We start from the raw sequence: 12929 nt of genomic DNA on the forward strand, positions 1-12929 counted from the left end.
TGTAAGTCCGTTGAGGTATGCCCTTGTTGGGGCGGGTTCCTCAGGTCGTCGCCCGACAACAGGTCGGCCCACGACTCGGTGGACTTCCGCGGTCCCTCCGGGAGAGCGATCAGTTCCGTGGAAGCGCCGTGGAAGCGCCGACGCGCACGCCCATCAACGCCGGTACCGCCCAGCCCAGCCCAGCCCAGCCCGCAGGAACCGGCAGGGATCCTGCCGAGGTACTGCCCTTGCGGGACCGGGCGGGGTCGGCGTGGTCGGCGTGGTCCTTAGTTGGGATTGTTGGCGTGCGTGAGGGTCGTCCAGGCGTTGAAGTAGTTGTCCGTGCCGGAGGGCCGGTGTGCCTCGGTGTACTTCTGGGTGTTGGACATGCTGATCCCGAGGCGGTTCTGGAGGGCGTTGAACCCGACCTCCGTGACCTGGTCGAGGCCCTTGTTGACCGAGCCGCCGCACAGCCAGGAAGGTACGGCGGTGCCGTTCTCGTAGGAGGTGTGGAAGCCCAGCGCGTAGCGCAGCCGGTCCTGGATCCTCGGATAGAGGTCCTGACCCTGGATGCGGCTGGTCTCCGCGACGTCGGCTATGGAGGCGATGCCCCAGCCGGTGTGCCCGAAGTCCCGGCAGGTCTCCTGGGAGAGGCCGTTGGTGAAGGTGCTCTGGCCCTGCCAGTACTTGATGATCTCGGCGCTGGTGTCGATGCTGCTGCCCGCCGGCGGCTTCGGCAGGTCGCCGTCACTGGTCAGGTAGATGTACGCGGGAACCCGGGCGAGGTAGGTGCTGACCGCCTTGTCGTAGCTGGCGCGGTCCTCGATGAAGACCGAGATGCCGATCGCCGCCTCGGTCATGACCAGTTCCCAGTTGCCGTTCTTGGTCGCAGCGCCGTTGATCACCTCGGGCAGGTAGACGGTGCGCAGCATGGTCGCGAAGCGGCCCGCGCCCGGCCAGCCGCCGTCGTAGGTGTACTTGATGATCTCGGCGGCGCGCGGCCAGGTCGACCCGGCCCAGCCGGTCTGCAGCGGGGCGTTGGTGTTGGTGTGATCGGTGATGGTGGCGGACCAGGCGTCCATGATCTCGATCGACTTCTTGGCATACCTGGCGTCCCGGGTGAAGTACCAGGCGAGCGCTTGGGTGTAGGCCGCGATGGCGTCCTGACGCTCGTCGGTGCAGCCGCGGTTGGGGTTGGACGACGACCCGCACTCCACGACGGCCCGCGGCTTGGCGGTACGCGACAGTGAAGCGTAGGAGCTGGCCATCATGTTGTCGTAGGCGGCCTTCCATGGCTGTTGGCCGGCCTGCACCTTTGACCGGGCGTAGTCGAGCTGGGCCCGGCTCACCAGCACGCCTGGGTGGGTGAAGGTGGTCGGTGCGGCCGATGCCCGCGGGGCCGGGCCGGTGAGCTCAAGGCTCAGCAGGCCGGCCAGCAGGGCGAGAACACTCAGCAGGGCGGTTCTGGTTCGTGTCATCCGATGACCTCTTCTGTTCACGAATGAGAACGCAGTTCCGAATGCGGAAAGATTGGCCTGGACCATAAGGAATGCCTGTGTACATGTCAATACACGCGTGCGACCCGTTCACGGAGGACCGGTCCCGGACAGCAACGGAGCCCAACTCCTCGGAGTTGGGCTCCGTTGGCGTGTGGCACGGTGCGCAGCTGTATCAAGCCAGACGTCCGGCCTTCGACCGGACGTTCAGATGGATGGTCAGACGGATGGTCAAGGACTCGGTCTCGTCCGCTCAACCGGCGCGTCCGCGGGGCGGGTTGAGTGATCACCCTCCGGCCGACGCCACACCGATCGGCGGTGACACCAGTCGGTCGCCCCCGTAGGTGGGAAAGGAGTTGGTCTCCAACGGGATGGAGGTGTTCCTGGGGCATCCCGCTCGGGGTCCCACTGCACGCGAGCGGGCGCACGCTTCAGCTGACGCTGCCAGGTGGCTCGGTCAGGATGCACCCCGCGGACGTAGCGCGACGGACACGCGTGGCGCAGCGCGACGGTCACACAGCCGCAGCCGCAGCCGCAGCCGCAGCCGCAGCCGCAGCTGCACCACTCGTGTGTGCGGGTCCTTGCGTCGGGGGCAGCGGCCGCCGTTCGGAGTGCCCAAGGCGGCCCTTCAGGTGATTGCCGGACGCCTCATGAGCCAGACAGCCGTCGCAGGGGTACGACGTCTCAGCAAACGACGGACCCAGAACGCCGTGAGGAGCTTGGGGATGTACGCAGCAGTCCGGCGGTACGAAGGGGTGACCGATTCGGCCGAGGCGGCACGTCTCGTGAACGAGGGGTTCGTGCCGCTCATCCGCCAAGTGTCCGGCTTCGTGGCCTACTACTGGATCGATGCCGGGGACGGAGTGATGGTCTCGACCAGCGTCTTCCAGGACCAGGCCGGTGCCGAGGAATCGATCTCGAGAGCTGCGGACTTCGTGCGGGACAACCTTGCGTCACTGCTTCCCAACCCTCCCGAGGTCATGGCCGGCGAGGTGGTGGCTTCCGGATGACAGCATGGCTGCCTCCCTGGGCCTTTCTCGTAATGGACGGAGCTGGGTCAGTCGCCCGTCTCTGACGAGGTAGAAGCGCTCCTTGGGAAGCAGCCGGAGAGCCCGAGTTGCAGCGAGCGGCAAGGCAGGGGTTGCAGGCGCAGGTCCCACTCGGGGTCCCCCGGATGCGAGCGGGTGAACGCTGCAACTGGCCTTGCCAGGTGGCGCGATCGGGGTGCACCCCGCGCACGTAGCTCGTCGGGCATGCGCGGTCCCGCTTCCACTGCGGCAGCCCGCTGTCGACGGAGAGCAGGGCACGGTCGTTCCGCCAGGTCGGCGTCATGATCCGCGCTTTGGTCCTTCGTCTTGCCTGGTTCAATCGGGGAGGGCTGAGGTTCAAACGTCGCTGCCTCGCCGCGGAGGGGGGAACGTGCACGAGCGTCAGGTCATCCTCAACGAGCTTGCCCAGGAGATTCGGCAAGTGTCAGAAGGCGCGGCGTGGTTTTCCGCTCTCGTGGAGGATGAACAGCGTCTGGTTCTGAGGGAGTTGGTGCAGTTCTGCTTGCAGGCTCGTGCCGTGGAAGCGGATGCTGAGGAGGCCATCGCGCGCTCCGGGTTACGCCCGACCTACACGCCGGCCGTGATGCTGACCAAATGGCGGCTGAACATGTCCGCCCTGCCGCCCTACGACCGTGCCAGAGCCTTTCGCCTGCTGGTCGCCCTGTTCGCCATAGCGGACACGCGTCGACGCGAGCGCTACTGCGCCGACGGGTGTGGCCATGACTGGCATCAGCTGGCCGCCCGCCCGGAGGTCGGACCAGCCGCTACATGATCAGCCTTCTGCGAGGGCCACACCGGTGGGGCAGGACACCCCGGTTCCGGCGAGCCTGTGCTGCCATGTGCCCCATGGGCCGGGAGCCGGCTGTCGGGTGGGCCACCCCGTTATCCGCGGAGGTGGGTCAGGAGTTCATCCCCAAGGGGATAGGGGCTTTCCTGGGGCAGCAGTTGGGCGGCGGAGTCCAGATGACCACCGCTGACGAGGGCTTGGATCTCGTGGGCGAGTGGGGTCACGTCGCGGATGGCGATCGTCCACTCGTCCGCGTACCGTCGTGCGGCCTCACCGGAGAGGCCGAGTTGCAGGGACCGGTACGGCAGGGGCTGGAGGTGCAGGTCCCGCTCGGGGTCCCATTGCACGCGGGTGGGCGCACGCTTCAATTGACGCTGCCAGGTGGCTCGGTCAGGGTGTACGCCGCGGGTGTAGCTGGACAGACACGCGTGGCGCAGCGCCCACTCGAAGCCGTCACGGCTGATCTCGACAGCGAGGACGGTCTCCTGACCTGCCTTGGCGCCCCAGCCGCATCGGTACATCATCCACAGGAACGACGGTTTGATCCACGTCAAGCCTTGCTCGCAGACCTTTTTGCGGCTGACACACCCAGCGGGACAAACGTTGCGAAGGGCGACCACTTGAGCACTGCCGCTCGGTACAACGTTAGCTACTCTTCAGTCACTTGACCTGCAGGGATGGTCGCGCGAGTTGCCTTTTGACGAGTGGATAGGCGAGACGGCAATTGCTCGATAGAGTCGTCTGATTACAACTGGTTGTGGGGACAACCAAGGTGCCTTTCGGCTGCCGACGTCCTGGGGAGGGCCTGCAGCACATGAGTCGTCGCTCTACTGGTTTTGTCGGCGTGTGGGCTGAGATGCAACGTCAGCAGCAGCGCCAGCTGGAAGCCGAAGCCAGACAGCGGAGACACGAAGCACAGCAAGCACGGGCCTACCAGCGGCGAGCCACCCAGAGCCACCGCGAGTACAGACAGGCAGAGGCGCTACGTCGCACAGAGGAGCTGGACGCACAGGTGGCGTCACTACAAGGCCTACTCGCCTCGGGCTGTCAGGCCCCAGCTTTCAGGGCTTCCTCGCTCATGCGACCGGAGGAGCTCCAGCCCTTCGCTCCGGGACCGCTCGCGCAGCCCGTTCCCATGCCAGATTTCAATCAGTACCAGACGCACAGTGGTTGGACTGCGAGTCGCCGGGCCCAAGCGCAGGCCGAAGCACGCGCGCGCTTCGAGCGGGACTGGCAAGCTGCCCAGGCGGCAGAGGCTCACCGGCAGCAACAGCTGGCGTCGTACCAGCGGGAGTACCAGCAGTGGGCCGATTCCCAGCTGGCCGAGGTACGTGCCCACAATGCTGGCGTTGCGGCTGTAGTCGAAGGTGTAAGGCGCCGAGATCCCGATGCCGTGGTCGAGTACTTCTCCGCCGCTCTCTACGCCTCAACGGCATGGCCTGAAGGATTCCCGCGTCAGGTTGCGGCAGCCTACGACCCAGCAGCCCGACAGTTGGTCCTGGACTGGGAGTTGCCCGCCTTCGGCATCGTCCCTGAGGTCAAGTCCGTTCGGTACATGTCTGGGACCGATCAGGACAAGGAGACCCCCCGGCCGGTAGGCCAGCGCCGAGCCCTGTACAGGGAGGTGCTCGCGCAGTGCATGCTGCTCGTACTGCACGAACTCTTCGCCGCAGATGAGCTGGGCACCCTTGAGTCGGTGACCTTGAACGGGTTCGTGGACGGCCATGACCCTACGACGGGCAGACCGGGCAACATCTTCCTCGCTACTGTCATGGCGTCGCGCTCGTCTTTCCGTGATCTGCACCTGGCACAGGTGGATGCAGGCAGTTGTCTGGCGGACGCACTGCGAGGGCAGCTCTCGACTCGGCCGGACCAACTCACACCAGTACGACCAAGCCGGCGCCCGCAAGATGTCGGAAACCGCGTCGTAGCCCACGGCAGTGATGATGAGCCGGACCTGTATGGCATGGATCCGGTTGCCTTCGAGGATCTGGTTGCCGATCTTTTCCGGGCCATGGGAATGCAGGCGGTGACGACCCAACGCTCGAACGACGGAGGTGTGGACGTCGACGCGCTGGATCCGACGCCGATCCGAGGCGGCAAGATCGTCGTACAGGTGAAGCGTTACCGCAACACGGTGCCCCCCACCGCCGTACGAGACTTGTATGGGACTGTGCAGGACGCCGGCGCCAATAAGGGTGTCCTCGTGACGACGTCAGGGTTCGGTCCTGGCTCCCACACCTTCGCCAACGGCAAACCGCTGGAACTCATCTCGGGCGCTGAGCTCGTCGACCTGCTGCATCGTCATGGACTGCGTGGGCGACTGGGTGAGGGTGGCCGCCAAGCCGCAGCGCAGCCGACACCGTCGAGTCGGGATACTCGATTGCCCGACGACTACAACGTCCTGGGCATGTCATGGACTGGAAGCGTTGCCTTGGACGTGTGTGCTCTCGTCTGTCGCGGCAACCGGGTCCTCAGTGATGATCACTTCGTGTTCTTCAACAACCCACAGACCCCGGACGGCTCAGTGCGCGCTCTTCCCGCTGCCGCGCCGGACAAGGCCGCGATCTGCGTGTCCTTCGACGGGTTGCCGGCTACGGCTGACCGGTTCGTGCTCGTGGCCGCCATCGACCCAGAGGTCAATCCGGACGCCGATCTGTCCGGCTTCACGGATGCCTGCATCCGGCTGCTCGATCCCGGCATGGTCGAGCTGGGACGACTTGAGGTCTCAGACGGCCGGCCGCATGAGACTGCCTTGGTACTCGGCTCCTTCCGCCGAAGGTCCAATGGCGACTGGGACTTCGTACTCGGCGGCAAGGGCTACACAGGCGGTCTGGAGGAACTGGTCCAGGACTTCGGCATCGTGGTGGAGTAGTTGTGCCTGAGGTCCTGCTGCTAGCACCATGGATAGGGCTGTGAACACGGCTTGATGACCCATGTCAAGCCTTGCTCGCAGACCTTTTGTCGATGGCCTCCGGCCGGGGGCTCCTTGGAGGTTGTTCGTCGACGAGCAACTGCCGGAGTGAAGGGGCGGCCTCGCGCGTCAGGGTGCGTAGTAGGCGGCGTACCAGGCGGAGTGTCCCTTGGTGGAGAAGTAATCGAAGTCGCCGGCCGCTTCGCAGCGGATCAGCCGTTGCAGCGCCGCTTCGGCTTCGGGCAGCCGCTGGCCCGACAGGAACGACTTGGTCCTGACCAATCCGCTTCCGCACAACAGCTGGATGTCGATCGAGCCGTCCGCGTCCATGCTGGCGGTTTTGGCCTGCCAGATGAGCGGTACGTCGTCAATCACCCCGGCGTTGAACAACTGCACGCAGCACAGCTTCATCAGCTCCGTGTCGCCGTCCCCCTGCGCACGATTCTCCAGCCGGATCTGTGCGGTGAGCAGGTCTCGCACTTCGTCGAGGTCCGCGCCTGTGGGGTGTAGGCCGTAGCGGTGCATGCTCTCGTCTTCGTCCATCGCCATGCCTTCTCGTCGGGAGCGGACTGATCGCTCCGCTGTCCTCTTGATCTGCTTCGTCACCTCTTCATGATCTCGCTTTGGCGGGCTACCGCGCGAAGCCGGGCAGTTGAGAAGATCACGGCATGGCAGCCTCCAACGAACATCCCCCCGATGGCTGGGCCTTCCTTGGAGTCGGTGACCCGGTCTTGGTTGCCCACTACGAGCAGCGTGACCTTGTGGCTGTGGCAGGCACGGATGCACACGACAAAGCTACGCCGGTCGCGGTCTACGGCAGTCGTTCCTTCGACCGCCGCGCGTTCATCCACTCACGCTTCCCCGTCCACGCACTGGCCTTCCATCCCCGGCATCCGCTGCTCGCGATAGGTACCGGTAGGTACGACGGTGGCTACTTCTTCGAGGGGGAGCTACTACTTCTGCACCTGAAATCGGGCGCGGTAACTTCTCTCATCGAAAACGAGTTCGGCCGTCAGGTTCTGGGACTGGAGTGGCTCGACGCACGGTCGCTGCGTCTCCTCATGGCACCGCCCGACGACTGGCAGGACGAAGCGGCGCACGAGAACGGACACGTCGCTGTCGTGGACCGAGCCGACTGGACCGCCGTCCCCGCCCGGTCACTCAGCGGTCGGGACCTGGCCGGCCCAAGGATCCTCGCACCGCGTCCCGAGCGCCGCGAGGCAGCGCAACGAGCGGTCGCCACACTGCGATCCCTCTGGCAAGCCCAACGAGCCGGACCTTCGAGAGAACCGTGAAGGTCCATCTACGTCACCGGGACGGCACGATGCACCTTGGTCACCGACGGAGTCTGTGAACGCGGCTTGATGACCCACGTCATCCGAGTCCGCTTCCACGCGGCGGGGAACCGGCCCTCGCGCGCGGCGGGCAGGCCGATATCCGGGGAGTACGCCTGGTAGACGGTGATCGTGGACGCCGTGTGGAGGGCGCGGATCCCGCGTTGCGGTTCTTTCATGGCGTACAGGGTGAAGCCCCCGATTCCCCTCGGCCATTGATTTTTCGAACGCATCAACGGCCGGGGTCCTCAGCCCTCGGCCCCCTGTGGTGGCTTGCACTCGCTTGATCAGGGCGCGGATTCGTGGCCGCGCTCCCGCAGCTCAGCGCTCGACGAAGCGGGGCTCCGGCCAATCGGTGATCGGTTCGCTGGAGGTCGAGTAGATCTCCAGGAGCGAGAGATAGCCATCTTGTGTGAACACCATGGCCCCGGCGTCCTCCGGTGCCACATACCAGGCATCTGCAGCCGGATTGTCGTGCGCCGGTGCCGGTGGCACTGCGGTGCGGTCCACCACCAGGTCGACGGTCGCACAGCCGCAACCGCACCTGCTCCCCACCTGCGTGCGTGGGATCTGAGCGCGAAGGGCGCTACTCACCGGGTCTGTGCCGGTCAGCAGCGCCCTCAACGTCTCCGTAGCCTGTTGAGAGAGGGGCTCAGCCATCTGCCGGCGCCACGCCGATCGGGCAGGACACCCCGGTCCCGCCCAGCCCGCAGTAACCCGCGGGGTTCTTGTCGAGGTACTGCTGGTGGTAGCCCTCGGCCGGATAAAAGGTGCGGCCCTCGGCCGGGAGGAGTTCCGTGGTGATCGTGCCGTAGCCCGATGCCGTCAGGACCTTCTGGTAAGCCTCCCGGGATGCCTGGGCCGTCTTCGCCTGGGCCGGAGTGTGGGCGTAGATCGCGGAGCGGTACTGGGTGCCCACGTCGTTGCCCTGGCGGAAGCCCTGGGTGGGGTCGTGGGACTCCCAGAAGACCTGCAGGAGGCGCTCGTAGGAGATCTTCGACGGGTCGTAGACCACGCGCACCGCCTCCGTGTGACCGGTCAGGCCGGAGCAGACCTCCTCGTAGGTGGGGTGCTGGGTGTAGCCGCCCTGGTAGCCGACCAAAGTGGTCCACACGCCCTGTGGGAGCTGCCAGAACTTGCGTTCCGCACCCCAGAAGCAGCCCAGGCCGAAGTCGGCGATCTCCAGGCCCTGGGGGTAGGGGCCCAGCAGCGGCGTACCGAGGACCGTGTGGCGCTCCGGCACCGGGAACGTCGGCACCTCGCGGCCGCGCAGAGCCTGCTCCGGAGTCGGCAGTTGCGGTGTACGACTGTGCAGGAACATGCGTCTCCTCGGCGTTCGGCGTCCGTACAGCAGAACGTATCGGCGCCTCTTCCCATTCCGGCTCCGGGAGCGCTCCGGGACCGATCCGGGAGCGCTTCGGGCGGGGCGGGCGCGCGGCGGTAGGGGCCGGGTCGCCCGGCGCGGGGGGCGGACCGGCGGCGTACCTGGTACGCAAGCTCGTGGCACAGGCTCCGGCGCGGCTCCGCCAAGCCCGCCGCGGCCCCTGGGTTGCGGTCAGCTTCTGGTTCCGGGGGCGCTCCGGGCCCGCTCCGGCGTCGGCCCTGGGCTGCGGTCACTTCTGGCTCCGGGGTCGCTCCCGGGCCTCTTCCGGCTCGGTCCCGAGTGGCGTCAGCGCGGCAGCGTTGCCGGGCTGCCGCCGTTGGCCTCGTAGCCCGCCACCGCCAGGGCGCGGTATATCGCGTACTCCGCCGCCGGGTCGGGGCTCAGGGTCCAGGGGAGGGCCCCGACGTGGCCGTCCACGTCGACCAGCTGGTGCATGGCCTCGGCCCAGCGCTCGCTGCGGACCAGGAAGAAGACCAGCAGATGGCGGACGTGGGCCAGCATCGGGTCGTCCGGACGGGCCGAGTGCACCGCGTACAGCGCGCCGTGCACCGCCTTGGTGACGACCTCGCTCTCGTAGAAGCCCCTGACCAGGTTGACCTCGGGGAGGTGCTCGAAGACCGCGAAGAGCGGCATCGCGGCCAGGAGCGAGCCCTCCGGAGCGCGGGCGGCCGCCGCCTCCGCGAAGGAGTACGCCAGCTCTCGCGAGCCGTGCCACTTCTCGCACCAGTAGTGCAGCGCCGCCAGATGCGCCCCCATGTGCGTCGGGTCGCGGTCCAGGATCTTCAGCCAGAGCTTCTCGAACTCCGCCTGGGGGTAGGCGAGTCCGCGGGCCACGGAGAGTTCGATGATGTACGGGATCGGGTCGCCGGGGGCCAGCAGCGCGGCATCCGCGCACGCCGCCTTCGCCTCCTCCATGATGATCCGGAACTCGTCCGTCCCGGGCGTCGACGTGCGCCACGCCTGCTGCACCAGGAACTCCGCGTGCACCGCCGCACCGCCCGCGTCCTTGGGTGCCTCGGCCCGCCACACCCGCAGCCACTGCCCACCGGGGCTCTCACCGACGCCGCCGGGCCGCCGCTGCAGCTCCAGCGAGGCCGCGCCCGCGAAGGCCTGCACCCGCTGCCAGCGCTGCTCGCCCGCCGCTTCGGTGCCCGCCAGCAGTTGAGACGCCGCGCGGTGGTCCTGAGTGCGCTGCACCAGGTCAAGCACCTCCAGGAGGTCCTCGTCGGGGCCGGGCATGCGGATGTCAAGCTCCTCCTGGCGCAGGAAGCCGTAGTTCGCCGGGTCCGCCGCGTCCGGATCGCCGGCCGAGACGAGCCGGATGCCGCCGCGCCGGCGCAGCATGACGGGGCCGGCGATCGCGAAGATCATCAGTAGTGCGAACAGGGCCCAGAGAATCTCCATGCCACAAGCGAACCAGACGGGTCTGACATTTGGCCAACCTGGTTGAGGGACCGCTCCGTGAGCGGCGGGCCGGTTGGTCACGGGCGGTGGGCCGACGGGCCGACGGACTGGTGGCCGACGGAACGGTGGGCCGACGGACTGGTGGGCCGACGGACTGGTGGGGGCCGGGCCAGCGGGGCACGGGGCTGGTGGGCCCGGGTCGGCGAGGCGGTGGGTCGATGGGCCTGCCTCGGCCGTCGGCCGGGGGACCGACGCGGACCGGTGGGCCCGCTCCCGGCGGTCGGTCGCGGCCGACGGCGGACCGGGCCGCGGAACCCGTCCAGCCCGCGACGCCGCTGCCGGTGCCGGTGACTGCGCCGCCGCCCCCGTCGTCGCGCCGCGGCCCGCCACGGCAACCGTCACACCCGGTCCGCCCTCACCGAGCCGCCCGGCGCATTACCCTCGGAGCCCATGAGCGACAGGCACATCAGCCAGCACTTCGAAACCCTGGCGATCCACGCGGGCAACACGGCCGATCCCCTCACCGGCGCCGTCGTCCCGCCGATCTACCAGGTCTCGACCTACAAGCAGGACGGCGTGGGCGGGCTGCGCGGCGGCTACGAGTACAGCCGCAGCGCCAACCCCACCCGCACCGCCCTGGAGGAGAACCTCGCCGCCCTCGAGGGCGGGCGCCGCGGGCTCGCGTTCGCGTCCGGACTGGCGGCCGAGGACTGCCTGTTGCGTACGCTGCTCAGCCCGGGGGACCACGTCGTCATCCCCAATGACGCGTACGGCGGTACGTTCCGCCTCTTCGCGAAGGTCGTCTCGCGGTGGGGCGTGGAATGGTCCGTCGCCGACACCAGCGACCCCGACGCCGTACGGGCCGCCCTCACCCCGAAGACCAAGGCCGTCTGGGTGGAGACCCCCTCCAATCCGCTCCTCGGCATCACCGACATCGCCGCGGTCGCCCAGATCGCGCGCGACGCGGGTGCGCGGCTCGTCGTCGACAACACCTTCGCGACCCCGTACCTGCAGCAGCCGCTCGCGCTCGGCGCGGACGTCGTGGTGCACTCGCTGACCAAGTACATGGGCGGTCACTCGGACGTCGTCGGTGGCGCGCTCGTCGTCGGCGACCAGGAACTGGGCGAGGAACTGGCGTTCCACCAGAACGCGATGGGCGCGGTCGCCGGGCCGTTCGACTCGTGGCTGGTGCTGCGCGGAACCAAGACGCTCTCCGTGCGCATGGACCGGCACAGTGAGAACGCCGCCAAGGTCGCCGAGATGCTCAGCCGGCACGCGCGCGTGACGCGCGTCCTGTACCCGGGACTGCCGGAGCACCTCGGTCATGAGGTCGCCGCCAAGCAGATGAGGACGTTCGGCGGGATGGTGTCCTTCCAGGTGGAGGGCGGCGAGGAGGCGGCCGTCGAGGTCTGCAACCGCGCCAAGGTGTTCACCCTCGGTGAGTCGCTGGGCGGCGTCGAGTCGCTGATCGAGCACCCCGGGCGCATGACGCACGCGTCCGCGGCCGGTTCCGCGCTGGAAGTGCCCGCCGATCTGGTACGCCTCTCCGTCGGCATCGAGAACGTCGACGACCTCCTCGAGGACCTTCAGCAGGCCTTGGGCTAGCGATTCCGGGCAATTCCGGGACCTCCCCCGACCGTTCCGGACCCGACCCGACCCGACCCGACCCGACCCGACCCGACCCGACCCGACAGCGACCCGACTCGACCCGGCCGACCTGACCTTTCTGACCAGGCCGGTCCGGTCCCGTGTCCCGTCCGGTTCCGTCCCGTCCGGTCAGGCCACAAGAAGGGCGGTTCACCATCCGGTGAGCGGTGGCGTGGTCTCGGACGGTGGCGCCACCCAGGGACGCGCCACCGACGCCCACACCGTGAAGGCCACCGCCGCCGCGAGCAGCAGCAGCCACAGCAGTCGGCGCAGTGTGGTCCGGCGGCGCAGCATGCGGTTGCCCCGGCGGACCACGTCCGCGTACAGCTCCGGCGGGACGCCTGGTACGGGGCCTTCCAGGAGTTCGCGTACGGCGGCCTCCCGGCGGGTCGTCCTGCTCATGATGGGGCCACCTTCGCGACGGCGGGGGCGGGTTTCCTCGGGGGATGCAGCAGGGTCGCCGAGGCGCGGTCGCAGATCGAGCGGACGCGTTCCACGGGCAGTCCGAGCAGTGCCGCGGTCTGTTCCTCGGCCACGCCTTCGTAGATCCGCAGGACGAGGATCAGCCGCTCCTGGGGCGAGAGCACGGCCAGTGCGCCCCCGGGCTGCTTCGGGCGGAACCGGCTGAGGGTGCCGTAGTGGTGCCAGGCGCCGCGGGCGAAGCGGACGGCGAGGTACTGGCGGGCGGTGTCGTACGGGTCCTCGCCGCGCAGCCGGTTCCAGGACGCGTACGTGTGGGCGAGGGCCAGGGTCAGCAGGCGCCGCGCGTGCGGGTTGTCGTGCGGAGGTTCCGCGGTCAGCAGTGTGGCGGCATGCAGCAGCCGCCCGGCCGCGCCCGCGACGAACGCCTCGAACTCCCGGGCCCTGCGGGCGCCTTGGGACGCATGCCGTTCTCGCACCGCGCCTCCCGCCTGAGGGTGACCCCTGAGCGAAAC

The 12929-nt window shown here is 68.2% G+C and carries 13 protein-coding genes and 3 pseudogenes; 5 read left to right on the top strand and 11 right to left on the bottom strand.

The features are described 5' to 3' along the window. Window positions 1-266: 266 nt before the first annotated feature. Together EF387_RS36140 and EF387_RS48765 are read right to left on the bottom strand one after the other, a co-directional pair. Window positions 267-1457: an alginate lyase family protein gene (locus EF387_RS36140; RefSeq protein WP_128380836.1), complete on the bottom strand. Its 1191-nt coding sequence runs from the start codon at window positions 1455-1457 to the stop codon at window positions 267-269. A gap of 408 nt (window positions 1458-1865) precedes the next feature. Further along, window positions 1866-1982: pseudogene (locus EF387_RS48765) on the bottom strand (DUF4291 family protein); the annotation flags it as partial. 218 nt (window positions 1983-2200) lie between these two features. Here EF387_RS48765 and EF387_RS36150 point away from each other — a divergent pair. After that, window positions 2201-2485 (top strand): hypothetical protein, encoded by a 285-nt coding sequence (locus tag EF387_RS36150; protein ID WP_128380838.1) that lies wholly within the window; start codon window positions 2201-2203, stop codon window positions 2483-2485. A gap of 92 nt (window positions 2486-2577) precedes the next feature. Here the strand turns inward: EF387_RS36150 and EF387_RS48770 are convergent. Beyond that, window positions 2578-2732: pseudogene (locus EF387_RS48770) on the bottom strand (DUF4291 family protein); the annotation flags it as partial. A 162-nt stretch (window positions 2733-2894) separates the two neighbouring features. On the opposite strand from EF387_RS48770, the gene EF387_RS36160 reads away from it, so the two are divergent. After that, window positions 2895-3296 carry a DUF5958 family protein gene (locus EF387_RS36160; protein ID WP_128380839.1) on the top strand — a complete coding sequence of 134 codons (402 nt, stop codon included), beginning with the start codon at window positions 2895-2897 and terminating at the stop codon, window positions 3294-3296. A gap of 110 nt (window positions 3297-3406) precedes the next feature. Here the strand turns inward: EF387_RS36160 and EF387_RS36165 are convergent, their stop codons facing one another. Further along, window positions 3407-3865: a DUF4291 domain-containing protein gene (locus EF387_RS36165; RefSeq protein WP_128380840.1), complete on the bottom strand. Its 459-nt coding sequence runs from the start codon at window positions 3863-3865 to the stop codon at window positions 3407-3409. Between the two features lie 260 nt (window positions 3866-4125). On the opposite strand from EF387_RS36165, the gene EF387_RS36170 reads away from it, so the two are divergent. Further along, window positions 4126-6186, top strand: coding sequence for a restriction endonuclease (locus EF387_RS36170; RefSeq protein WP_202918476.1), 2061 nt, complete (start codon window positions 4126-4128; stop codon window positions 6184-6186). 168 nt (window positions 6187-6354) lie between these two features. On the opposite strand, the gene EF387_RS36175 is transcribed toward EF387_RS36170, so the two are convergent. Next, window positions 6355-6831, bottom strand: a complete 477-nt coding sequence (locus EF387_RS36175) for a hypothetical protein (RefSeq protein WP_238431895.1) — start codon at window positions 6829-6831, stop codon at window positions 6355-6357. 62 nt (window positions 6832-6893) lie between these two features. On the opposite strand from EF387_RS36175, the gene EF387_RS36180 reads away from it, so the two are divergent. After that, window positions 6894-7520 (top strand): hypothetical protein, encoded by a 627-nt coding sequence (locus tag EF387_RS36180; protein WP_128380841.1) that lies wholly within the window; start codon window positions 6894-6896, stop codon window positions 7518-7520. 62 nt (window positions 7521-7582) lie between these two features. Here EF387_RS36180 and EF387_RS36185 read toward each other — a convergent pair. The 4 genes and pseudogenes from EF387_RS36185 to EF387_RS36200 all read right to left on the bottom strand — a co-directional run. After that, window positions 7583-7738, bottom strand: a pseudogene (locus EF387_RS36185) (DUF4291 family protein); the annotation flags it as partial. A gap of 142 nt (window positions 7739-7880) precedes the next feature. Then, window positions 7881-8072, bottom strand: a complete 192-nt coding sequence (locus EF387_RS36190; RefSeq protein WP_128380843.1) for a hypothetical protein — start codon at window positions 8070-8072, stop codon at window positions 7881-7883. A gap of 139 nt (window positions 8073-8211) precedes the next feature. Next, on the bottom strand, window positions 8212-8880 hold the full coding sequence (gene msrA, locus EF387_RS36195) for a peptide-methionine (S)-S-oxide reductase MsrA (protein WP_128380844.1): 669 nt from the start codon (window positions 8878-8880) through the stop codon (window positions 8212-8214). A 348-nt stretch (window positions 8881-9228) separates the two neighbouring features. Then, the gene (locus EF387_RS36200) at window positions 9229-10347 is read right to left on the bottom strand and encodes a hypothetical protein (protein WP_128380845.1); all 1119 of its coding nucleotides are present in this window, start codon (window positions 10345-10347) and stop codon (window positions 9229-9231) included. 450 nt (window positions 10348-10797) lie between these two features. Between EF387_RS36200 and EF387_RS36205 the strand changes: the two genes are divergently transcribed. Beyond that, window positions 10798-11952 (top strand): cystathionine gamma-synthase, encoded by a 1155-nt coding sequence (locus EF387_RS36205; RefSeq protein WP_128380846.1) that lies wholly within the window; start codon window positions 10798-10800, stop codon window positions 11950-11952. Window positions 11953-12144: 192 nt separating this feature from the next. Here EF387_RS36205 and EF387_RS36210 read toward each other — a convergent pair whose 3' ends face one another. Continuing rightward, on the bottom strand, window positions 12145-12396 hold the full coding sequence (locus EF387_RS36210) for a hypothetical protein (protein ID WP_128380847.1): 252 nt from the start codon (window positions 12394-12396) through the stop codon (window positions 12145-12147). Next, window positions 12393-12893, bottom strand: coding sequence for a sigma factor-like helix-turn-helix DNA-binding protein (locus tag EF387_RS36215; protein ID WP_128380848.1), 501 nt, complete (start codon window positions 12891-12893; stop codon window positions 12393-12395). Before EF387_RS36215 ends, EF387_RS36210 begins: the two co-directional genes overlap by 4 nt. Between the last annotated feature and the right edge of the window lie 36 nt (window positions 12894-12929).

Origin of the sequence: Streptomyces cavernae (assembly GCF_004023625.1) — a bacterium.
Classification (GTDB): domain Bacteria; phylum Actinomycetota; class Actinomycetes; order Streptomycetales; family Streptomycetaceae; genus Streptomyces; species Streptomyces cavernae.